Source organism: Massilia sp. ZL223 (assembly GCF_018119395.1).
Taxonomy (GTDB): domain Bacteria; phylum Pseudomonadota; class Gammaproteobacteria; order Burkholderiales; family Burkholderiaceae_D; genus Telluria.
The window spans coordinates 34364-55932 of record NZ_JAGPWD010000036.1; the positions used below are offsets into that span (position 1 = coordinate 34364).

Sequence of the window (21569 nt, forward strand, 5' to 3'; positions counted from 1 at the left end):
CGACGGTTTTGTGGCTAACGTACCTCGTCCAGCAGCTGCGGATGCGCACCCAGTAGCCGCAGCATCTTGACCAGAGCCGCGGGCGGCTCCGCCTGCCCACCCTCGAACCTGGCGAACTCGCCCGGTTCGTCCGCAAACAACTCATCCGCCTTCTGCTGGGTCAGCCCCAGCTTCTTGCGCATGTTGCGGATATCCTGCCCCGCCTCCAGGTCGACCTGCTTGCGGAAAGCCTTGATCAGCTCCCCGTAGTGCTCTTCCTCCCCGCGCGTGCACACCACCTCGCGGCAGCCGGAACAGTAATCCGCGATCACGTCCGGAATCGTCGTGCTCTTTCCCTTGTAGGTGTAGACCATGTCCCGGGTGGCGTGCACCAGGGGCGAGACGCCGCAATTCGGGCATTTCAGCATGTTCGATCTCCTTCGCTTGTCAGCCGCCATCCTACCAAAGCGCTGCGCCGGACCGCGCCCGCTCGCCCCTGCCGAAATAGTTGGCGTATGTAGGTTGACACTAACAAAACCACTGTTATACTTCACTACAACACCACTTCATCACATCACCAACAAGGAGGCAGGGATGATCACCACGCTGCGCCGCAACGCTAGGGAGGCCCACGATGTCAGTCGGCTGGAACGATAACACCCCGATCTACCGCCAGCTTAAGGAGCGGGTGGTGGGCATGATGCTCGACGGCGTGCTGAAGGCCGGCGACGCCCTGCCCTCGGTCCGCCAGATCGCGGCCGAATATCAATTGAATCCGATCACGGTTTCGAAGGCTTACCAGGAACTGGTCGACGAGAACTTAGTGGAAAAGCGAAGGGGAATTGGCATGTACGTCACCGAAGGAGCGAGCGAAAAACTGCTGTCGACGGAACGCGAACGTTTCATCCGCGAGGAATGGCCCGCGATGGTCGAGCGCATCCGCCGCCTGGGCCTGAACCTGGAGCAGCTGCTGCGCGCCGCGGCGCAGTCGCCCGATTCGTTGCCTAACCCGGGAGGTGCGGCATGAGCACCGTGCTTTCCGCGCGCGGCCTGACCAAGCGCTACGGCAAGCGGGTGGCGGTCGACGGCGTCGACTTCGATATCCCGGCCGGGCGCATCGTCGGCCTGATCGGTCCCAACGGTTCCGGCAAGACCACGACTCTCAAGGCAGCCCTGGGCCTGGTGCCTTTCGAAGGCGAGCTGTCGGTGCTGGGCTTCGACCCGCGCACCCAGCGCGACGAGCTGATGAAGGATGTCTGCTTCATCGCCGACGTCGCCATCCTGCCGCGCTGGCTGCGCGTCAAGGATGCGGTCGACTTCGTGTCCGGCGTGCATCCACGCTTCGACCGCAGCAAGGCCGAGCGCTACATCGCCCACACCAAGCTGCGCCCGGAGATGAAGGTCAAGGAAATGTCGAAGGGCATGATCGTCCAGCTGCACCTGGCGCTGGTGATGGCCATCGACGCCAAGCTGCTGGTGCTGGACGAGCCGACTCTGGGTCTGGACATCATCTACCGCAAGCAGTTCTACCAGAACCTGCTGGAAGACTATTTCGACGAAGGCAAGACGATCATCATCACCACCCATCAGGTGGAGGAAGTCGAGCACATCCTGACCGACCTGCTGTTCATCCGCGACGGCAAGATCGTGCTGTCGGCCTCGATGGACGAGATCGGCGAGCGCTACATGGAAGTGATGGTGCCGGCCGAGAAGATCCCGGCCGCCAATGCCCTCCAGCCGCTCGACCAGCGCACCGTGTTCGGCAAGTCCGTGATGCTGTTCGACGCCAACCGCGCCGGTGTCTCGCGCGACCAGCTGGCCGCCCTCGGCGAAACCCGCAACCCCAGCGTGGCCGACCTGTTCGTCGCCACCATGAAAGGAACCTACGCATGAATACGATGAAATGGCTGCTCCGGCGCGAGTTCTGGGAGCACAAGGGCGCCTTCTTCTGGGCGCCCGTGGTAGTGGCGGCCGCGCTGGTCCTGCTCATGGGCGGCGGCTACGTCTACGGATTGGCGACCACCGACATGGCCAACATCCAGGTGGATGGCACCCATGTGGCGTCGATCCAGGGCATCCCGCACCACGTGCGCGGCAGGATCGCCGACCTGCTCGCCTCGGGCTACCTGGGCGCCGCGGCCCCGCTGTTCATCATGCTGCCGGTAGTCGTGTTCTTCTACTGCATGGCCGCCCTGTACGACGACCGCCGCGACCGCAGCATCCTGTTCTGGAAGTCGCTGCCGATGTCGGACCAGGAAACCGTCTTGTCCAAGGTCCTGACCGCGCTGGTGGTCGCGCCCATGATCACGATCGCCGTAGGCGTTGCTTCCTCGCTCCTGCTGCTGATGATCGGCCTGGTCGGCGCCGCCGCCAAGGGCCTGAACCTGATCGCACCGGTGCTGGCCGACGGCAACCTGTACCTGTCGCCGTTCTACCTGTTCGCCTTCCTGCCGCTGTACATCCTGTTCGCGCTGCCGACCGTGGGCTGGCTGCTGATGGTCTCGGCCTGGGCTCGCTCGAAGGTCTTCCTGTGGGCCGTGGGCACGCCGCTGGTCGCGATCGTGGTGCTGAAATGGGTCGACTTCATCATCGGCCGCTTCGCCAACCTGTCCCTGAATGTCGACTGGTTCGTCGAGGAAGTCGTGGCCCGTGGCCTGCTGGGTCTGCTGCCGGGCATCTGGCTCGCCGACCTCGACAACTCGAGCCTGGCCCAGATGGACGGCCACCTGAACGGCGCCATCCTGCTGGCCCACTCGTACACCGCACTGGCCAGCCCGGGTGTGTGGCTGGGCGCCCTGGCCGGCGCGGCGATGATCTTCGCGGCCATGCGCCTGCGCCGCTGGCGCGATGAGGGCTGATCGCGGCATGCGCGCCCTCGCCATAGCTGCTGTTGCGGGCCTTCTTTTCTGCGGCGCCGCAATCGCCGCGGAGAACGAACCGGTCCGTGAGCTGGATCCGGTTCACGTCAACGCGATCCGCGATCCGGAGCTTCGCAAGTACAAGGCGATCCTGGCCGGCCTGGACGCCTTCGACAAGCACCACAAGCTGGCCCCGGCGGTCGATCGGCTGGTGTTCCGGCTCACGGCGCGCAAGGCGGACGACGCGCCGGCGCCCCTGGCGGCGCGCCTGGTCGGGGACGGCGGATTCAGCCTGCCGGTTCCCATCGACGCCGGCGGCCGCTTCGAGGTGCCGCGCAGCGAAGCGGCGGCCGACGCCGACAGCGAGCTGGAACTGAACCGCAAGCGCCGCCTCTACCGCACCATGCCCGATATCAGGACGCCCGGCCTGGCCGCCAACCAGCGCCGGCTGGGCGACCTGCGCCTGGAATGCAAGGTGATGGTGGCGATCGCCAAGGAAGAGATTCCGCTGTTCTGGGTCTTGACCATCAACACGATCATGCTGACGAGCGACTGGTGCGGCTTCTTCGACGAGAAGCGCAAGGCCCGCTTCGGCTTCCACGCCGACGGTCCGGTCAGCGCCGCACTGCTGCGCGAAGGCGATCGCACCCTGGAGCTGAAGGCGAAAGGCGATTCCTTCGAGGTGCCGCTCGCGTCGCCGGAATGGAGCGACGACGCGGTGGTGGAGTTGAGCTACGCGGCTCCGCTCACTGGAACTGCTGGCGAAACGCCTCGAACTGCGCCTTGAGGTCTTCGAGTTCGCCGCGCAAGGCGGCGACTTCCTGTTCAAGTTGCCCGATGCGGCCGCCCTGGGTCATCCCGGCGGCCGCGCTGTTCACCTGCTCGCTGCCGGCGACAATGGTGATCTCCCCGCCCAGCAGATGGCCGTAGCGCGGCTCCTTGGTGCCCGGCGCCCGCTCCAGGCGCGCGACCAGCGGCGGATATTTATCGATCAGGAATTGCAGCGCGGTCTCGACCTCGGCCACGCTCTTGAACTCGTGCAGGCGCCCGGTGCGGGTGCGGATCTCGCCGGCGGTCTGCAGGCCGCGCAGCATCAGCACGGCGAGCACGGCCACCTTGTCCTGCTCCAGGGTCCACTTGATGCGCATGCGGTGCTCGTACTTGGTCACGCGCGCGCCGGCTTGCGAGATGCCGTTGACCAGCTTGCGCTCGATGAGGCGCTGCAGGGTGTCCTGCACCACTTCGTCGGTCAGCTGCATGACCGGATCGCGGCTCGACAGCTGGTTGCAGCCGTTGACGATCGCGTTGAGCGACATCGGGTAATTGTCGGGGGTGAGCGCTTCTTTCTCGGCCAGCACCGCGAGCACGCGGATCTCTATCGGGTCCAGCACGGCCGCGCCGTCGGCGCCGCCGGTTGCTTCATTCGTCATGCGTATCCTTAGTCAACCAGTCGGTTCAGTTGTTCCGAATCGAGTTTATCACCCTCCTTCATGTTCGGACAGCACAGGCCGGCGGCTTTCATGGAGGCCGCCATGCGCTCGATCTGCTCGTCCTGGCGGGCGACGTGGTCGATCAGGTTGCGCAGCGCCTTGGACAGCGGGTCGTCGCCATTGGGCGTGACGCCATAGGCGGCGAACATGCGCGCGCTGCGCGACTGGTCTTCCTTGCGGATGATGTGGGCCGGGTTGCCGACCGCGGTGGCGCCCGATGGCACCGGCTTGACGACCACGGCGTTGGAGCCGACCTTGGCGTATTCGCCCACGGTGAAGGCGCCCAGCACCTGGGCCCCGGCGCCGACGATCACGCCGCGCTCCAGGGTCGGATGGCGCTTGGTGCCGGCGGTGAGCGTGGTGCCGCCCAGGGTCACGCCCTGGTAGATGGTGCAGTCGTCGCCGACCACGGCGGTTTCGCCGATCACCACGCCGAAGCCGTGGTCGATGAAGACGCGGCGGCCGATGACGGCGCCGGGGTGGATCTCGATGCCGGTGATGACGCGGGCGATGTAGGAGATGAAGCGGCCGAGCCACTTCAGGTTCATCTTCCAGCAGGCGTGCGCCCAGCTGTGCATGATGACCGCGTGGAGGCCCGGATAGCAGGTGAGCACCTCCCAGCCATTGCGGGCGGCGGGATCGCGTTCGATGATGCTCTTGATATCTTCGCGCAACTTGGGAAACATAATGGGGTACCGGTGCAAGTCCACAAACATGGTAGCGTATGTTGGGGTGGCTTGCTTATGTGGGGTCAATACGGATTGTAGAGTTGTGGGCGGTGGGTGCGCCAGGGCTGTGCAACGGACTTGGGTCCCCGCCTTCGCGGGGATGACGTTCTGAAGTACTTGTCCGAAATCGCTCAGTTGATTTCGACGCGTATTCACCAACGTCATCCCCGCGAAGGCGGGGACCCAAGTTCCTCAGCAGACCTATAAAGCCAATCCGCTCAGCCTTCCCGCGCCATCCTCTGGCGACGCGCCTCATACAGGCATACACCCGAGGCCACCGACACGTTCAGGCTCTCCACGGAACCCATCATCGGAATGCTCACCAGCACATCGCAGGTCTCGCGCGTGAGACGGCGCATGCCCTCGCCTTCCGACCCCATGACCAGCGCCGCCGGCCCGGTGAAGTCGGCCTGGTACAGCCCCTTGTCCGCATCGTCCGAGGTGCCGATCAGGAGGATGTCGCGCTCCTTCAGCTCGCGCATGGTGCGCGCCAGGTTCGTGACGGTGATGTAAGGCACGGTCTCGGCCGCGCCGCTGGCCACCTTGGCGGCGGTCGCGTTCAGGCCGACCGCCCGGTCCTTCGGCACGATCACCGCATGCGCGCCGACGCCGTCGGCCACGCGCAGGCAGGCGCCCAGGTTGTGCGGGTCGGTGATGCCGTCCAGGATCAGCAGCAGCGGCGGACCCTCGATCGCATCCAGCAGCTCGTCCAGGTTGCGCGCCAGCGCCAGCTGGCTGGCGAAGGCGATCACGCCCTGGTGGCGGCGGGTGCCGGTGATCTTGTCGAGGCGCGAAGGCTCCACCGGCATGACGCGCACGCCGGCCGCCTTGGCGTTGGCGATCAGGTCCTGCATGCGGCGGTCGTTGCGCTCGGCGTCGACAAAGATTTCTTCCACCGACGAAGCCTCATGGCGCAGCCGCGAGGTCACCGCGTGGAACCCGAAAATCATTTTGTTTTTCATTCGTTACTTCTTTTTGCTAGTTTTGGATGCGGTCTTGGCCGCTTTGGATACACCTTGTGCGCCTTGTTTGGCGGCGCTCTTTTTTGCTGCTGGTTTCTTGGCTGCGACCTTGGCCGCGCCCTTCGCGGCCGTTTTCGCCGGCGCCTTCACAGGCGCTTTCGCGGCGGTCTTGACGGCGGTGCGCTGACGGCGCGGCGGCGGTACGAAGACAACGTCTTCTTCCTCGGCCTCTTCCTCAAACACGGGCGCTGGCGCCCCAGCGCTCAGGAGCTCGCCCGCCTGCGCCTTGGCGCGCGCCTTGCGCGACTTGGGCGGCTTCGGCTCCATCGCTTCCTGGGCCGCCTGGCGCGCGCGCTCGAGCGGCGTCGGGACGGCCTCCGGTGCGGACTCGCCCAGCACCAGGTCGATCTTGCGCGCTTCCAGGTCCACGCGCGCCACCTTGACGGTCACGCGGTCGGTCAGCTGGTAGCGCTTGCCGGTGCGGTCGCCGCGCAGCTCGTGGCGCGCGTCGTCGTACTGGAAGTAGTCCTGGCCAAGTTCCGTCACGTGCACCAGGCCCTCGACGTACAGCTCGTCGAGGGTGACGAAGATGCCGAACGGGGTGACGCCGGACACGGTGCCGGTGAATTCCTCGCCCAGCTTGTTCTGCATGAAGTAGCACTTCAGCCAGTTCTCGACGTCGCGCGAGGCTTCGTCGGCGCGGCGCTCGTTGGCCGAGCAGTGCACGCCCAGCGCGTCCCAGACCGTCAGGTCTTTCTCGGCTTTCTGCTTGCCCTCGGCCTTGTCCTTGGCGGCCTGCTTGCGCGCGGAATTCGACAAGGTCGTATTCAGCTTGCCCAGCTCGATGCCCTTCGGGTCGTAGCGCTTGCCCTGCAGGAGGGCCTTGATGGCGCGGTGGGTCAGCAGGTCCGGGTAGCGGCGGATCGGGCTGGTGAAGTGCGCATAGGCCTCGTAGGCCAGGCCGAAGTGGCCGACATTGTCCGGGCTGTAGACCGCCTGCTGCATCGAGCGCAGCAGCATGGTCTGCAGCAGGGCCGCGTCAGGGCGCTCCTTAATCTGCTGCATCACTTCGGCGTAGTCGCGCGCGGTCGGCTTGCTGCCGCCGCCCAGGTTCAGGCCCACCTGCTTGAGGAAGGTGCGCAGCTGGTTCAGCTTTTCCTCGGTCGGGATCGCGTGGATGCGGAAGGTGCCGGGGTGCTTGTGGCGGATCAGGAAGTCGGCGGCGCACACGTTGGCGGCCAGCATGCATTCCTCGATCAGGCGGTGCGCGTCGTTGCGGGTGCGCGGGATGATCTTTTCGATCTTGCCCAGCGGGTTGCAGACGATATAGGTTTCAGTGGTCTCGAAGTCGATCGCGCCGCGTTCCTGGCGCGCCTTCAGCAGCGCGCGGAAGACCTCGTTCAGGTTCAGCAGGTGCGGCACCACATTCAGGCGGCGCTGGGCTTCCGGACCGTTGGTGTTGCCGAGGATCTCGGCCACTTCGTTATAGGTCAGGCGCGCGGCCGAGTGCATCACGGCCGGATAGAACTGGTAGGCCGTGACTTCGCCATCGACGGTGACGACCATGTCGCACACCAGGCAGCAGCGGTCCACGGCCGGATTCAGCGAGCACAGGCCGTTGGAGAGCTTCTCCGGCAGCATCGGAATCACGCGGCGCGGGAAATAGACCGAGGTGCTGCGCTCGATCGCATCGGCGTCCAAGGAATCGTTCGGCTTCACGTAATGGCTGACGTCGGCGATCGCCACCAGCAGGCGGTAGCCCTTGGCGCGGCCGATCTTGACCGGTTCGCAGTAGACCGCATCGTCGAAGTCGCGCGCGTCTTCGCCGTCGATGGTCACCAGCGGCACGTCGCGCAGGTCGACGCGGTCGGCCAAGTCGGCCTCGATGACTTCGTTCGGCAGCCTGGCGGCCTGCTTCTGCGCGGCCGCCGAGAACACGTGCGGCACGCCGAACTTGCGCACGGCGATCTCGATCTCCATGCCCGGGTCGTCCAGTTCGCCGAGCACTTCGGCGATGCGGCCGGTGGGCTGCTGGAAGCGGCCCGGCTGCTCGATCAGCTCGACGCTGACCACCTGCCCCGCCTTGGCCTTGCCCGGCGAGCCGGACACCAGGATGTCCTGGCTGATGCGCTGGTCTTCCGGGGAGACGATCCAGACGCCGCCTTCATTCAGCAGGCGGCCGATCACGTGGGTGTTGGCGCGCTCGACCACCTCGACGATCGTGCCTTCCGGACGGCCGCGGCGGTCGGTGCCGGTCACGCGCGCCATCACCTTGTCGCCATGCAGCACTTTCTGCATTTCGCGGTCGGAGAGGAACAGATCGTCGCCGCCTTCGTCGGGAATCACGAACCCATACCCGTCGCGGTGCGCGCTGACACGGCCGGCCACGAAGCCGGTGTGATCGGTCAGCATATAGGTGCCGGACTGGCGGTCGGCGCGGATCTGGCCGTCACGCTCCATGGCGTTGAGGCGGCGTCCGAGCACTTCCTGGGCGGCGGGCTTGACCTTCAGGGCGCGCGCCAGCGCAGCCGCATCCAGCGGCTCGGGGGCGTCGCGAAAGACGGCGAGGATTTCCTCGCGGCTTGGAATGGTATGAGTAGGTTGCTTCAAATCGGTTCTTTTTCTTAGTGATAATGGCGCCTGAACATGGTCCAGGAGGCGCCGTGGTTTCATTGACACCTTGGCAGGCGTAGTGTAACGGAGGTCCGCGCGATTCGCCTAACGCGATTCACCCAAGCGTACGCGCTTGCAGCGCTCGCGAGGGTCTTTGACTTTTGAAATTCATCCGCTATAATCTCGGTCTCTTCAGCAACGACTGCAAGGTCGCAGCGAAGAACGCAGCAGTAGCAGGTGGGATTCAACGCGGTGATCGACGAAAGTTGATCTAGCGAAAAATGACAAGACCTGATATTGTAGCAGAGTTAGCAAGTGCAGTGCCCACGTGGCGGAATTGGTAGACGCGCATGGTTCAGGTCCATGTGCCGCGAGGTGTGGGGGTTCGAGTCCCTCCGTGGGCACCAAAAGCTGACTCAGGTAGTGAATGTTGTTTGTTATGCCCACGTGGCGGAATTGGTAGACGCGCATGGTTCAGGTCCATGTGCCGCGAGGTGTGGGGGTTCGAGTCCCTCCGTGGGCACCAAAAGCTACCTAGTTGTAAGCAAGTTGAGTTGATGCAGTATCAGTGCCCACGTGGCGGAATTGGTAGACGCGCATGGTTCAGGTCCATGTGCCGCGAGGTGTGGGGGTTCGAGTCCCTCCGTGGGCACCAAACTCTACCGAATTGAACGTTTGTTCCGCAAAACGCCGTAGCCTTTCTCAGAGGGTTACGGCGTTTTGCGTTTACCTGCCCTCTTCACTCAAGCAGCGGCGGAGGGATCGACGATCAACAGGGTTCCATGGCTTCCCGGCGCCACGCCATGGTGGAGGCCGGGCGGCACGACGAACACTTCGCCGGCCTTCACCGTCACCGTGCGGTCCGCGATCGACAGGTGCATGCATCCGTCCAGCACGATCAGGGCTTCGGCATAATCGTGCGTCTCCGCGTCATAAGCGCATTCATCCATCCGCAATACTTTCAGGTTGGCGCTGGCCACCTTGCCGAAGATCGTCGATTTCCAGGCCGTCGGAAATTCCGCCGCCATTCCTTTGAGGTCGATGAGCATGTCAGTAAGTAAAAATAATCCGGACACTTAGTGTACGGAAAATAATGCCCGCTTGCTGGACAGGCTAGCTGGCGGCGAGATCGTCCAGGATCGGGCAGTCCGAGCGCGCATCGCCGTGGCAGGAGGCGGCCAGCGATTCCAGCGTGCGGCGCATCGCTTCCATTTCCGCGATCTTGCGGTTCAGCTCGTCGATATGGGTCTGGGCCAGCGCCCGCACGTCGGCGCTGGCCCGGCCCTTGTCCTGCCACAGCGCCAGCAGGTCGCGGATCTGGTCCAGCGAAAAGCCCAGCGCACGGCCGCGGTGGACGAACTGCAGCACGCGCACGTCCTGGCCGGTGTACACGCGGTAGCCGGCCTCGGTGCGGCGCGCGGCGCCGATCAGGCCGATCGATTCGTAGTGGCGGATCATCTTGGCCGAGACGCCGGATGCGCGCGCGGCGTCGCCGATATTCAATGCGGAGGACGAAGTCTGGCAGTGGTTCATGGTGCTCTCCTGTTGTATCCCGGCGAAGAATACACCTTCCCATGATGGGAAGGTCAAGCCTTTGCTTGACTTGCCTCATAGTACGGTTAAGCTGGGCGGACCATGATCTCCACTCGGATCGCCGCCTCGCTCGCGGCCCTCGTCTTGTTCTCGCACATGGCCGTCGCCGCGCCCGCGCCCTATTACCAATGGCGCAGCACGCTCAATGGCGCCCTCGCCTGTTCCCAGACGCCGCTCGGCGAAGGCTGGGTCAAGGCAAGCGGTCCGTACCGGGACGCGCATTGCGAAAAACGTATTGTTGCTAAATAATGCAGTGAGTAATGCCCGCAAGACGCGCAGCGCTTCCGACTCATTTCACTGAGCATTCACTGAGGAGACACTATGTTTACCAGCCCGGAACAGTTCGCCAACGCCACCAAGACCCTGTTCGAACTCCAGATGCAGACCTTTAACGCCCTGGCCAGCAAGACGGTCAAGGGCGTGGAACAAGTGGTGGCGCTGAATATGAGCGCCGCCAAGGATTCGGTAGCGAGTACGCTGGAAACCGGACGCAATATGGCCCAGGCCACGGATCCGAAGGCGGCGGTGCAGGCCCTGGCCGCGCGCATGCAGCCGGGCGTGGCCAATGCCAGCGAATACCGCGCCCAGCTGAAGGCCATCATCGACGAGATGCACGACGATTTCCGCCACGCGGCCGACTCGCACGTGGCCGAGGCGAAGAGCACCTTGTCCGCACTGATCTACGACCTGACGGAAAACGTCAAGCCAGGCTCGGAAAACGCGGTCGAGATCATGAAGGCAGCGATCGACAATGCCTTCAAGGGCTATGAGCAGGTGACCCAGGCCACCCGCCAGGCCGTGCAGACCGTCGAGGCCCAGTTCGAGCGCGCCAGTTCGATGGTGCAGCCCGGCATGGGCCAGGCCGGCGGCGAAGCAAAGGCAGGCTAAGCCGCACTCGCTGAAAGAATATTTCACCAGGCCGGGCCCGGTGAAATATTCTTTCAGTCTATCTGCTCGATACCGAGCAAGTCTTCCAGCCTCGCCAGTGAGGCATCATCCTTGATGACCGAGCGCAGCCACGCATGCAGCGGCTGTTCGCCCCAGCGCGCGGCCTTTTCCGCCAGGTAGGCCACCGGACTGTGCGGCTCGGTGCGCCGGAAGAACTCGGCCACCTGCCGCAACTGGGCCAGCGCCTGGTCCCGGTGCTGCAGGGGTCCTTCGGCCAGCAGCAGCGGCGCGGCCGAGCGCACGATGGCGGTTCCCGAAGCCGGGGCCAGCTCCTGTCCCTGGCGTGGCGCCGCCGCCGCCGGCGTGGCGAAGTCCTTTACATCGGCCAGCACCGCGCGCGCCACGCTGAAGCTGGGGCCGTCCGCGCCAAGGCGTTCGTCGACCACCCGTTCCAGCTCGTCCAGCGCCGCGATGCAGGCCTCGGCATCCTGGGCCAACGCCTCGGAGAACTTGGCCGGAGTCCGCGTGCGCGCCGTCTCCAGCTGGGCCGCCGCCTCGCCGTCGCGGCCGTGGGCGGCTTCCCATTGCATCAGGGTGGCGCCGCTTTCCAGCACCGGCACGCCCTTCGCCAGGGGCGAGATGCGCGCCGCGATCCAGGCCAGGCTGCCGATGCGGCGCTCGAAGCCATCCTCGTCGGCGCGCGGATGCAGGCCGTCCCAGTAACGCTCGCACAGGGCCGCCACCAGGCGCAGGCCGTCGGCCAGGCCGCGCAGGCCGCCGGTCTTGGCGCTGGCCTCGGCCAGCCAGACGGCCAGCTGCAAGTCCTTGCTGCGCGCCTCGACCAGCAGCGCGCAGCGCTTGCCCACGAACTTCCAGTCCGCTTCCTTGAGCGCGGTGACCCAGGCGCCCTGCTCCAGCGATGGATCGTCGGCCAGGCGGGCGCGCGCGATCTCGTCGACTTCCGGCGAGAAGGCCAGGTCTTCGCCACAGGGATCGTCGGGGCCGATGGGCGCCAGGAGCGCCTCGATGTTGAGCATGGACGCCTCCTTATGCCGGTTCGACGGTGTACTTGAACTTGCCCGCCTTGGTCGCGCTGACCTTCACGCGCGCGATGCCGCCGCCTTCGGCCATGCGCGCCAGCACGCTGTCGGCGATCTCGGGCATCAAGCTGCCGTTCAGGACATTGTCGACGCTGCGCGCGCCGGAATCGACCTCGGTGCAGCGGTTCAGGACCGCCGCCACCAGTGCATCGTCGTACTCGAAGCCGGCGCGGTGGTTGTCCATGACGCGGCCGGCGATGCGGTCCAGCTTGAGGCGGATGATGTTGGACAGCACCTCGTCGCGGATCGGATAGAAAGGCACCACGCTCAGGCGGCCCAGGAAGGCCGGCTTGAAATGCTTCATCAGGGCCGGGCGCAGCAGCTCGGACAGCTGCTCCGGCGTCGGCAATTCGTTGGCCGGCTTGTTCAGGCAGGCCTGCATCAGCTGGCTCGAGCCGGCGTTCGAGGTCAGGATGATGATGGTGTTGCGGAAGTCGATCTGGCGCCCTTCGGCATCGTCCATCACGCCCTTGTCGAAGACCTGGAAGAACAGCTCCAGCACGTCCGGGTGCGCCTTCTCCGCTTCGTCGAGCAGCACCACGCTGTAGGGATTGCGCCGCACCGCTTCGGTCAGCACGCCGCCCTCGCCATAGCCCACATAGCCCGGCGGCGAGCCCTTGAGGCCGGAGACGCTGTGCGCTTCCTGGTACTCGCTCATGTTGATGGTGACCAGCTTGCGCTCGCCGCCATAGAGGATGTCGGCCAGCGCCAGCGCGGTCTCGGTCTTGCCCACGCCCGAGGTGCCGGCGAACAGGAACACGCCCTTCGGCTTGTTCGGGTCGTCCAGGTTGGCGCGCGCGGTGCGGACCCGCTGGGCCACGGCTTGCATCGCATGCTGCTGGCCCAGGATGCGTTCGTCCAGCATGGCCTGCAAGTTGACCACGGTGCGGATCTCGTCCTTGACCATGCGCCCGAGCGGGATCCCGGTCCAGGCGGCGACGATCTCGGCCACCGTATGGCCGTCGACCTGCACCGGCACCAGGGGCGACTCGCCCTGCAGGCCGCGCAGGCGTTCGAGCAGCTCATTCAGCCGAACCTGCAAGGCAGCGCTGTCGGCCTGGGCCCGGCCCGCCTCCAGCCCGGCGCGCAGTTCGCCGATCTGGGCGGTCAGGGCTTGCTCCTCCTCCCAGCGGGCGCGCAGGGCCTGCTGTTCAGCGCTCGCCGCGTCGCGCTCGCGGCGCAGTTCCGCCAGGATGTCGCCATGCTGGCCGCCGGCGCTGGCTTCGCGCTCCAGGGCCGCGATGCGCGCCGCGATGCGCTCGATGCGCCGGGTGCAGTCTTCCAGCAGGGCCGGCGTCGCGCTCTGGCCCAGCGCCACCTTGGCGCAGGCGGTATCGAGCACGCTGATCGCCTTGTCCGGCAGCTGGCGGCCGCTGATGTAGCGGTGCGACAGGCGTACCGCTTCAAGGATGGCGTCGTCGTAGACGCGCACGTTGAAGTGGCGCTCCATCAGGGGCGCCATCGCGCGCAGCATGGCGCAGGCGATGTCCTCCTCCGGCTCCTCGACCTTGATCACCTGGAAGCGGCGCGCCAGTGCGGCGTCCTTCTCGAAGTATTTCTTGTACTCGCCCCAGGTGGTGGCCGCGATGGTGCGCAGCTCGCCGCGCGCCAGCGCGGGCTTCAGCAGGTTGGCGGCATCGTTCTGCCCGGCCTGGCCGCCGGCGCCGATCATCGTGTGCGCCTCGTCGATGAAAAGGATGATGGCGTGCGGGCTTTTCTTCACCTCCTCGATCACGTTCTTGAGGCGGTTCTCGAACTCGCCCTTGACGCTGGCGCCCGCCTGCAGCAGGCCCATGTCCAGGGTGTGGATCTCGACGCCCTTGAGCACCTCCGGCACCTCGCCCTGGGCGATGCGCAGCGCCAGGCCCTCGACCACGGCGGTCTTGCCGACGCCGGCCTCGCCGGTCAGGATCGGGTTGTTCTGGCGGCGCCGCATCAGGATGTCGATCGCCTGGCGGATCTCCGCGTCGCGCCCGATCACGGGATCGACCTTGCCGTCGCGCGCGCGCTGGGTCAGGCAGGTGGTGTACTGGTCCAGGGCCGGGGTGGCGCGGCCCGCGCCCTGGGCCAGCTCGGTGGCCGGGTCGGTCGCCGCCTCCGCCTCTTCGGCGGCGGCAGCGGCGCGCGCCTCGATCGAGCCGCGCGTCAGGCGCTCCAGGTCGTGCTTGAGCCGGTCGAGCGGGAAGCGCGCGAAGCTGCGCGAGGCGCGCTGCGCCAGCTGGGCCAGCGAGGGCTCGGTGAGCAGCGCCAGCAGCAGGTGCGCAGAGCGGATCTGGTTCGGATGGCCGTTGCCGAGCGAGGCGATCAGCCAGGCGTGCTCGAACAGCAGCGGCAGGTGGCGGGAGAACACCGGCGTGCGCGCGCTGCCGGTGGCGAAGCGGGCGATCTCGTTGCGCAGGTCGCTCTCCAGGCTGGTGATGCTGATATCGCACTGGCGGGCGATGAGCGCCAGGTCGCTGTCCGGCTGTTCGATCAGGCCCAGGAACAGGTGTTCGATCTCGACTTCGTACTGCCCCAGGCCCACGCAGATGGACGCGGCGCGGGTGGCCGCGGCGCGGGTGGTGTCGTTCAGCTTGCCGATCAGGGTCTTGAGATTGATGTCCATCGTGTCCTCGTGGTGGGCAGGCGCTTCACGCCCTCGCAGGGCGTGCGCTGCGGTTGATCGCGTAATGCAGCGACGAGGGCTGCAGCACGGCGTTGAAGTTCACCGGCTCGGCCACGGAATCGACGGCCAGGCGGGCGTGGATGACGAAGGTGAGCCGGTTGACGCTTCCGGCTTCCGGCACCAGGGCGGCGCTGACGTCGCGCAGGCGCGGTTCATGGATCTCGATGGCGTCCTTCAGGCTCGCGCATATGGCGGCGCGGTCGGCGCTGCTGCTCAGGCAAAAGGCGGCGAAATCGCTCACGCCGTAGTGCAGGATCGAGGCGCGGGATGCAGGGTAGCCGGCCAACGTGGAGGCCGGGAGCGCCACGCGGGTGTTGAGCAGGGCTTCGAGGTCGCGGGCCACGCTGTCCTTGAGTTGTTCGAGGTTGACGGGGGCACCTGGAGCGGCGTCCTTGCGCTCGTCCATGAGGCGATCGAGCAAGCCAGGCAGAAATCCGTTCATGGTGTCTCCGGAAGCTACCAAACCGTCGTCCCGGCCTTCGCCGGAACGACGTACACGCTAACGAACTTCTTTCAGGCCTCAGACGGTCTTGTTGGCCGCCAGATCCCAGCCGCCGGAGGTATTGCCGCCAGACCCGCCGCCGATCTTCTGCTGGGTGTACTTCCATTTGATCTTCGAGAACTTCAGGCCCACGCTCTCCTGGATGATGCTGCCCTCGGCCACGCTGGGGCTGACGCCGCCGATCAGGACGTTTTCCAGTTCGATCTCGAAGTACTTGATGCGCTCGCCCTGCCCGTCGGCGCGCATGAACTCCAGCCTGGCCTTGGGGATCGTCTTGCCCGCCGAGCAGGTCTGCAGCAGGATCGGCGAGGACAGGTCGGCCAGCTTGGTCAGCTGGATTTCCTGGTGCTCGCAGCGCTCCGCCGTGTGGCCGCCGCCGGTCGAGGCGGTGGCGGAGCGCGGCTGCAGCACACCCCAGGCCACCGAGGTGCACTCGATCCAGTCCTTGTGCTTGTCGTCCAGCGATTCGCCCTTGATCCCATCGATCTGCAGGTACACGTCAATTGCCATGTTCTACTCCATTCAAGTTAAAGGAAAGGTCTAGCCTTTGGTCGACTGCGGCAACTCCGCGACCAGACGGAGGGAAACGGACAGCTCGTCGAGCTGGAAGTGCGGACGCAGGAAGGACACCGCGCGGTACACGCCCGGCCGGCCGGGCACCTCGGACACCTGGACCGAAGCTTCGCGCAGCGGGAACTGGGCCTTCTGCTCCTGGCTGGCGTTATCGTCCAGCAGCACGTACTGGGTCAGCCACCGGTTCAGGTAGTCCTCGACGTTGGAGGCCGCGGCGAAGCTGCCGACCTTGTCCCGCATCATGGCCTTCATGTAGTGGGCGATGCGCGAGACCGCGAAGATGTACTGCAGCTGCGAGGACAGCACCGCGTTGGCGTTGGCGGCGTCGGTGTTGTACTTCCTGGCCTTCTGTGCCGACTGGGCGCCGAAGAAGGCCGCATACGAGGTGTTCTTGCAGTGCACCAGCGAGATGAAGCCCAGGTCCGACAGCTCCTTCTCGCGGCGGTCGGTGATCGCCACCTCGGTCGGGCACTTGAGCGCCACTTCGCCCTCGTCGGTCTTGAAGGTGTGGGTCGGCAGGTTCTCCACCAGGCCGCCGCCCTCCACGCCGCGGATCGCCGCGCACCAGCCGTAGTCCGCGAAGGCCTTGGTCAGGCGGGCGCCGAAGGCGTAGGCGGCGTTGCACCACAGGTACTTGGAGTGGTCGCTGCCGTCGACGTCCTCGACGTAGTTGAAGCCTTCGGTCGTCATGCCGTCCACCGGGTGGTAAGGCAGGCGGCCCAGGAAGCGCGGCAGGGTCAGGCCGACGTAGCGCGAATCCTCGGACTCGCGGAAGGCCTTCCACTTGGCGTATTCGACGGTGTCGAAGACCTTGGCCAGGTCGCGCGGCTTGCCCAGGTCGCCGAAGCTCTCGACTCCGAACAGTTCCGGCGCGGCCGAGGTGATGAAGGGCGCGTGGGCGGCGGCCGCCACATGCGACATCTGCTCGAGGAAGTACATGTCCTCGGGCTGGCGCGAGATCTCGAAGTCGCCGATCAGGGTGCCGTAGGGGGCGCCGCCGAAGGTGCCGAATTCCTCTTCGTAGATCTTCTTGAACATGGCGCTCTGGTCGAACTCCATCGCGCCCTGGAAGTCCTTCACCAGCTCGCGCTTGGTGACGTTGAGCATGCGGATCTGCAGGCTGGTGCTGGTGGTGCTGTTCTTGACCAGGTAGTTCAGGCCGGACCAGCTGCGTTCCAGCTTCTGGAACTCGGGCGCGTGCATGACGGCGGAGAGCTGCTCCGAAATCATGCGGTCCAGTTCCGCCAGCCGCGCGTCGATGGTGGCCGAGAGGTTATTCGAGATCACCATCGTGCCCTGCATCACCTGGGTGACCAGCTCGGAGATGATGTCGCGCGCCCGTTCGTGCTCGCTGCTGGACTTGGCCACCCTGCTCTCTTCGACGATCTGGTCGAGCAGCGAGCTGTCCAGTTCCACCGCCGCTGCGGGACTGGTGTTGGAAGTTTCGAGTACCGCCGACATCTCAGCCCTCCTTGCCCTGCTTGCGCAGGCTGTCGAGTTTTTCGGTATTGCCCAGCACTTCGCTGAGGATGTCCTCCAGCTTGTCGTTGCCGGCCAGCTTGTTGCGCAGGTCGGCCAGCTTGTTGCGCGCCTCCAGCAGGCCGGCCAGCGGCGCCACCTGCTTCACCACCGACTCCGGCCGGAAGTCGGCCATCTCGCGGAACTGCAGCGTGACGCCGATCTGGCCGCCCTCCGGCGTCAGGTGGTTGTCGACCTTGAAGCTGGTCTTGGGCGCCACGCCGCCGAGCACCTCGTCGAAGTTGTCGGGATCGACGTTGACGAACTTGCGGTCCTTCAGGCGCTTCTTCTCGGCGTCGGGATCGGCGCCGAAGTCGCCCAGGACACCGACGACGAAAGGCAGTTCCTTGTTCTCGATGGCGTCGCCGATCTCGACGTCATAGGTCATCTGGATGCGCGGGGCGCGCACCTTTTGCAAGCGCTTCTGCACGCTTTCACTCTTGGGCATGGCGACTCCTGGTGTGAGGGGGCGAATTCGACTAAATAAGGATTACTTGAGGATGTCGAACGGATCCTTGTCCGACTTGGCCTGGCTGCGTGGCGCGCTGGATACGGCCGGCGCCGGCGCCGGCGCCGCGGACCTGGAGCGCACCGTCTCCTTGCGCGCGGCCGGACGCTGGTTCACGAGAATGTCCTCGCCCAGGCTGGTGCGCAGCAGCTTGGCCAGGTCCTGAGCCTCGCTGCGCACCGATCCTTGCAGGTTGTTCTTGCGGGTCAGGTCGGCCAGGGCCTTGCTGGCGACGCGCAAGCCGCTGACGGCCAGGATGCTGTAGGCGAGCGTGTCGTCGGGGTCGCGCTCCAAGGCCTCCTGGGCGTGGGTGATGGCGTCGCCGTAATCGTTGGCGTCGAAGCGGATCTGGGCCATGCGCACCCAGGGCTTCTTGTCGACCGGATGGGCGACGGCGACGGCCTTCAGCAGCGAAACCGCCTTCTCGCCCTGGCCCGCGGCCAGCGCGGCGTCGGCCTCGGCGAAGGCGGTGTCGGCGGCGACGGTACTGGACACGGCGGCCGTACCGCCGCTTCCCGTGGCGCACCCGGCCAGGGCGGCCACGACCATCAGGGGCATCAACTGTTTGCGGATCATGCGTGTTCTCCAGGACTATGAACAAGCCACCATTATTCGCATGGCCGCCCCGGCGAAGTTGTGCGCTGTCAACTTTCGATGACTTGGCATGCCGGGCCCTGATGCGCGTGAAACTTGCGCCCGCGCAGGCCATGTCCGCGGCATTCGAGTTCAATCTACGGAGCGACAATTCTCCGGAGAAAGCATGCCGACCATCCGTATCCTGGTGTCCCTTTCTTTATCCATCATCCTGGCTGGCTGCGGCGGCGCGGCCCTGGCGCCGCTGGCCAATGTCGCCCTCGAGGCGGCCGGCATCCGCAAGCCGCCCGAGCTGCCGGAGTCGCAGAAGCCGCCGCGCAACGTACCGCTGCGCCTGCACGCGGCCGGCAAGCTGAACGCCGACAGCGAGGGGCATCCGCTGGCGCTGTCGGCGCGCCTGTACAAGCTGCGCCAGAAGGCGGCCTTCGAGCAGATGCCCTACGCCGCCTTCCTCAATCCCCAGCTGGAGCGCGAAAGCCTGGGCGCCGACCTGATCGAGGTGCGCGAGATCATGCTGGTGCCGGGCCAGCGCTACGAGGTGACGGAAAAGGTCGGGCGCGAGGCGGGCCACATCGGCATCGTCGCGCTGTTCCACCGCCCCGCCGCCCAGCGCTGGCGCGCCGCATTCAATGCGCTGGACGCCGAGCGCGAGGGCATCACCGTCGGCCTGCACACCTGCGCCATGAGCGTGGGAACGGCGACGCTCGGGTCTGTGCGCTGTCAATAAGTTTCAAACAGTTTCCTGCAAGCTAATCTCTTCCGACAAACATAGCGAGGACAACGTGAGCATGCCATCCAAGGTGCTCTGGGGCGAGGGACTGTTCCTGCGCCCCCAGCATTTCCAGCAGCAGGACCGCTACCATGAAGCCCGCCTGAACCAGACGGCGTGCGCGCTGCATCCCTATGCCTGGGGCGTGCGCAAGCTGGTGATCGACCACGACGCGCTGCGCAACGACCTGCTGCGCATCGAGGAAGTGTCGCTGCTGTTCCCGGACGGCGAGGTGGTGCGCGCGCCGGACGGCGACGTGCTGCCGCTGCAGGTGCGCCTGGGCGACTTGCCGCCCGAGGTGCAGACCGTGACCTATCACGCCGCCCTGCCCATCCTGAAGGCGCACGGCGACAACTGCGCCATCGGCGAGGAGGCGGGAGAACTCACCGGGGTACGCTATGCGCGCCACGACCGCGAGACCCAGGACCTGTACACCCAGGCCGCGGAGGCGCCGGTGACCTACCTGCGCAAGGCGCTGCGCCTGGTGCCGGAGAGCGAAGCGCTGGAAGCCTTCGAAAGCTTCCCCCTGGTGCGCCTGCGCCGCGTGGCCACCGGCGGCTTCGAACCCGATCCCTCCTTCATGCCGCCCTGCCTGGCGATCAATGCGGTGCCGGCGCTGCAGGCCAGCCTGGCGCGTCTCATGGAGAAAATGCTGGCCAAGGTGAACGCCCTGTACGGCCACCTGCGCGAGCCGAGCCGCAACGTGGTCGAGATCCGCGGCGGCGACATGTCCTCGTTCTGGCTGCTGCACACCGCCAGCGCGGGCTATGCCGAGCTGTCGCACCTGTTCCATCACCGCGAGCTGCATCCGGAGCGCCTGTTCGCCACCCTGCTGTCGCTGGCCGGCGGCCTGATGACCTATTCGCGTTCGGTCAAGCTGGAAGACCTGCCCTCCTATGTGCACGCCGACCCGGGGCCCCAGTTCGCGCGCCTGGACGGCATCATCCGCGAACTGCTCGACACCGTGATCTCCTCGCGCTACTTCACGATCGCCCTGCGCCACGAGCGCAGCTCCTATTACCTGGGCCGGCTCGATTCAGGCAAGATCGACGCCCACACCACGCTCTACCTCGCCGTGTCGGCCGACATGCCGGCGCTGCAGCTGGTGGAGGTGGTGCCGCTGCAATTCAAGGTCGGCGCGCCCCAGGACGTCGACAAGTTCGTCCTGTCGGCCCTGCCCGGCGTGAAGCTGGTGCACGCCCCGCAGGTGCCGGCGGCGCTGCCGGTGCGGCCGGATACCTTTTACTTCGTGCTGGAGAACCGTGGCACACTGTACGAGGCCATGCTCAAGTCGCAGGCGATCTCGATCTACGTGCCCGACGAGGGCGGCGGCAAGGGCAATGGAATTCGCGACCTCCACCTGGAACTGATGGCGGTGGCGGCATGAGCGCCTTCGTCGAGCGCCGCGCGGCGCCGCAACGCGCACCCGGCCGCGTCCCGCGCCTGGTCGATATCATGTACGAAGGCTTCTACGCCCTGTTCCTGCTCAAGAACGGCTGCGGGCCGCAGGACAAGGGCGCCTTCGCCGACAACATGACCCAGTTCTTGGCGGACGTCGACCGCAACGCCAAGGCCCAGGGGATACCGGCGGACGACGTCACGGCGGCCAAGTACGCCTATTGCTCGGCGGTGGACGAGATCATCCTGGGCTCGAGCTACGAGGTGCGCGAGGCATGGGAAACGCGGCCGCTCCAGCTGCGCGTGTTCGGCGACCAGCTTGCCGGGGAGCACTTCTTCCACCGGCTGGAAGACCTGCGCGCCAAGGGGGCGGTGCATGTGGAGGCGCTGGAAGTTTTCCATATGTGCCTTCTGCTGGGCTTCCAGGGGCGCTATGCGCTGGACGGGCGGGACAAGCTGGATTACCTGGTGGCCAGGCTGGGAGACGAAATCTCGCGCATGCGCGGGCGCACGCGGGGGTTCGCGCCGCATGCGGAAAGGCCGGACCAGATCGTCAACCGGCTGCGCAGCGATTTGTCGCTGTGGGTGCTGATGGCGGTGTTCACGCTGGCGGGGCTGGGGGGGTACCTGGGATTCCGGACGGTGCTGGCGCGGGAGTCCGAGGTGGCGATGGCGCAGTATAACGATCTGGTGAAGCTGCCGCCGAAGGCGGCGAATGTGACGATTACGCTGCCCTGACCCTTGGTCACGTACGCATCAACGTCGTGCCCGCGCCCGCCCGGGCCCCAAGTTTGCCCCCCCGCCCCCAACCCCACCCCCGCCCCCCCACCA

23 protein-coding genes and 3 tRNA genes are annotated in these 21569 nt (G+C 66.1%); 12 read left to right on the forward strand and 14 right to left on the reverse strand.

The window, feature by feature from the left end:
• Positions 1-14: 14 nt before the first annotated feature.
• Positions 15-407: a type II TA system antitoxin MqsA family protein gene (locus KBW95_RS19460; RefSeq protein WP_211523956.1), complete on the reverse strand. Its 393-nt coding sequence runs from the start codon at positions 405-407 to the stop codon at positions 15-17.
• 206 nt (positions 408-613) lie between these two features.
• On the opposite strand from KBW95_RS19460, the gene KBW95_RS19465 reads away from it, so the two are divergent.
• Genes KBW95_RS19465 through KBW95_RS19480 form a run of 4 tightly spaced genes read left to right on the forward strand, consistent with a single transcriptional unit; the run spans position 614 to position 3624 of the window.
• Entirely contained in the window at positions 614-1006 is a 393-nt protein-coding gene (locus KBW95_RS19465) for a GntR family transcriptional regulator (protein WP_211523955.1), read from the forward strand.
• Entirely contained in the window at positions 1003-1872 is an 870-nt protein-coding gene (locus KBW95_RS19470) for an ABC transporter ATP-binding protein (protein WP_211529115.1), read from the forward strand. Before KBW95_RS19465 ends, KBW95_RS19470 begins: the two co-directional genes overlap by 4 nt.
• Positions 1869-2837: a hypothetical protein gene (locus tag KBW95_RS19475; RefSeq protein WP_211529116.1), complete on the forward strand. Its 969-nt coding sequence runs from the start codon at positions 1869-1871 to the stop codon at positions 2835-2837. Before KBW95_RS19470 ends, KBW95_RS19475 begins: the two co-directional genes overlap by 4 nt.
• A gap of 7 nt (positions 2838-2844) precedes the next feature.
• Positions 2845-3624, forward strand: coding sequence for a hypothetical protein (locus KBW95_RS19480; RefSeq protein ID WP_211529117.1), 780 nt, complete (start codon positions 2845-2847; stop codon positions 3622-3624).
• On the opposite strand, the gene KBW95_RS19485 is transcribed toward KBW95_RS19480, so the two are convergent.
• The 4 genes from KBW95_RS19485 to rnr all read right to left on the reverse strand — a co-directional run bounded on the left by KBW95_RS19485 (position 3584) and on the right by rnr (position 8627).
• Positions 3584-4267 carry a YceH family protein gene (locus KBW95_RS19485; RefSeq protein ID WP_211529118.1) on the reverse strand — a complete coding sequence of 228 codons (684 nt, stop codon included), beginning with the start codon at positions 4265-4267 and terminating at the stop codon, positions 3584-3586. The two genes, KBW95_RS19480 and KBW95_RS19485, sit on opposite strands and share 41 nt — an antisense overlap.
• Positions 4268-4275: 8 nt before the next feature.
• Positions 4276-5013 carry a serine O-acetyltransferase gene (gene cysE / locus KBW95_RS19490; protein ID WP_211523950.1) on the reverse strand — a complete coding sequence of 246 codons (738 nt, stop codon included), beginning with the start codon at positions 5011-5013 and terminating at the stop codon, positions 4276-4278.
• Between the two features lie 260 nt (positions 5014-5273).
• A complete protein-coding gene (gene rlmB / locus KBW95_RS19495; RefSeq protein ID WP_211523949.1) occupies positions 5274-6017 on the reverse strand; it encodes a 23S rRNA (guanosine(2251)-2'-O)-methyltransferase RlmB in 744 nt (247 codons plus the stop codon).
• Positions 6018-6020: 3 nt separating this feature from the next.
• The gene (rnr, locus tag KBW95_RS19500) at positions 6021-8627 is read right to left on the reverse strand and encodes a ribonuclease R (RefSeq protein ID WP_211523948.1); all 2607 of its coding nucleotides are present in this window, start codon (positions 8625-8627) and stop codon (positions 6021-6023) included.
• A gap of 325 nt (positions 8628-8952) precedes the next feature.
• Here rnr and KBW95_RS19505 point away from each other — a divergent pair.
• From KBW95_RS19505 to KBW95_RS19515, 3 genes are all read left to right on the forward strand, one after another.
• Positions 8953-9037 (forward strand) — tRNA-Leu (locus tag KBW95_RS19505).
• A gap of 34 nt (positions 9038-9071) precedes the next feature.
• Positions 9072-9156: transfer RNA gene (locus KBW95_RS19510), tRNA-Leu, on the forward strand.
• 44 nt (positions 9157-9200) lie between these two features.
• A tRNA-Leu gene (locus KBW95_RS19515) sits at positions 9201-9285 on the forward strand.
• A gap of 88 nt (positions 9286-9373) precedes the next feature.
• Here the strand turns inward: KBW95_RS19515 and KBW95_RS19520 are convergent.
• Positions 9374-9679 (reverse strand): cupin domain-containing protein, encoded by a 306-nt coding sequence (locus tag KBW95_RS19520; RefSeq protein ID WP_211523947.1) that lies wholly within the window; start codon positions 9677-9679, stop codon positions 9374-9376.
• 64 nt (positions 9680-9743) lie between these two features.
• Positions 9744-10163, reverse strand: coding sequence for a Cu(I)-responsive transcriptional regulator (gene cueR / locus KBW95_RS19525; protein ID WP_307727504.1), 420 nt, complete (start codon positions 10161-10163; stop codon positions 9744-9746).
• Between the two features lie 102 nt (positions 10164-10265).
• On the opposite strand from cueR, the gene KBW95_RS19530 reads away from it, so the two are divergent.
• Positions 10266-10472: a hypothetical protein gene (locus KBW95_RS19530; RefSeq protein WP_211523946.1), complete on the forward strand. Its 207-nt coding sequence runs from the start codon at positions 10266-10268 to the stop codon at positions 10470-10472.
• A 72-nt stretch (positions 10473-10544) separates the two neighbouring features.
• Positions 10545-11111, forward strand: a complete 567-nt coding sequence (gene phaP, locus KBW95_RS19535; protein WP_211523945.1) for a TIGR01841 family phasin — start codon at positions 10545-10547, stop codon at positions 11109-11111.
• Positions 11112-11164: 53 nt separating this feature from the next.
• Here phaP and tssA read toward each other — a convergent pair whose 3' ends face one another.
• The 7 genes from tssA to KBW95_RS19570 all read right to left on the reverse strand — a co-directional run bounded on the left by tssA (position 11165) and on the right by KBW95_RS19570 (position 18553).
• Complete coding sequence (tssA, locus tag KBW95_RS19540) at positions 11165-12148, reverse strand: type VI secretion system protein TssA (RefSeq protein ID WP_211523944.1); 984 nt, start codon at positions 12146-12148, stop codon at positions 11165-11167.
• A gap of 10 nt (positions 12149-12158) precedes the next feature.
• Positions 12159-14816: a type VI secretion system ATPase TssH gene (gene tssH / locus KBW95_RS19545; protein WP_211529120.1), complete on the reverse strand. Its 2658-nt coding sequence runs from the start codon at positions 14814-14816 to the stop codon at positions 12159-12161.
• Between the two features lie 25 nt (positions 14817-14841).
• Positions 14842-15318 carry a type VI secretion system baseplate subunit TssE gene (gene tssE, locus KBW95_RS19550; protein ID WP_211529121.1) on the reverse strand — a complete coding sequence of 159 codons (477 nt, stop codon included), beginning with the start codon at positions 15316-15318 and terminating at the stop codon, positions 14842-14844.
• Between the two features lie 78 nt (positions 15319-15396).
• Positions 15397-15888, reverse strand: coding sequence for a type VI secretion system tube protein Hcp (locus tag KBW95_RS19555; protein WP_211529122.1), 492 nt, complete (start codon positions 15886-15888; stop codon positions 15397-15399).
• 30 nt (positions 15889-15918) lie between these two features.
• The gene (gene tssC / locus KBW95_RS19560; protein WP_211529123.1) at positions 15919-17412 is read right to left on the reverse strand and encodes a type VI secretion system contractile sheath large subunit; all 1494 of its coding nucleotides are present in this window, start codon (positions 17410-17412) and stop codon (positions 15919-15921) included.
• Position 17413: 1 nt separating this feature from the next.
• Positions 17414-17917 (reverse strand): type VI secretion system contractile sheath small subunit, encoded by a 504-nt coding sequence (gene tssB / locus KBW95_RS19565; RefSeq protein ID WP_211529124.1) that lies wholly within the window; start codon positions 17915-17917, stop codon positions 17414-17416.
• Between the two features lie 42 nt (positions 17918-17959).
• Entirely contained in the window at positions 17960-18553 is a 594-nt protein-coding gene (locus tag KBW95_RS19570) for a M48 family metallopeptidase (protein WP_211529125.1), read from the reverse strand.
• Positions 18554-18737: 184 nt separating this feature from the next.
• On the opposite strand from KBW95_RS19570, the gene tssJ reads away from it, so the two are divergent.
• The 3 genes from tssJ to icmH are packed head-to-tail and all read left to right on the forward strand — an operon-like array spanning position 18738 to position 21476.
• On the forward strand, positions 18738-19298 hold the full coding sequence (gene tssJ / locus KBW95_RS19575; RefSeq protein ID WP_211529126.1) for a type VI secretion system lipoprotein TssJ: 561 nt from the start codon (positions 18738-18740) through the stop codon (positions 19296-19298).
• 55 nt (positions 19299-19353) lie between these two features.
• Positions 19354-20727: a type VI secretion system baseplate subunit TssK gene (gene tssK, locus KBW95_RS19580; RefSeq protein ID WP_373888827.1), complete on the forward strand. Its 1374-nt coding sequence runs from the start codon at positions 19354-19356 to the stop codon at positions 20725-20727.
• Entirely contained in the window at positions 20724-21476 is a 753-nt protein-coding gene (icmH, locus tag KBW95_RS19585; protein ID WP_211529127.1) for a type IVB secretion system protein IcmH/DotU, read from the forward strand. Before tssK ends, icmH begins: the two co-directional genes overlap by 4 nt.
• Positions 21477-21569: the final 93 nt, after the last annotated feature.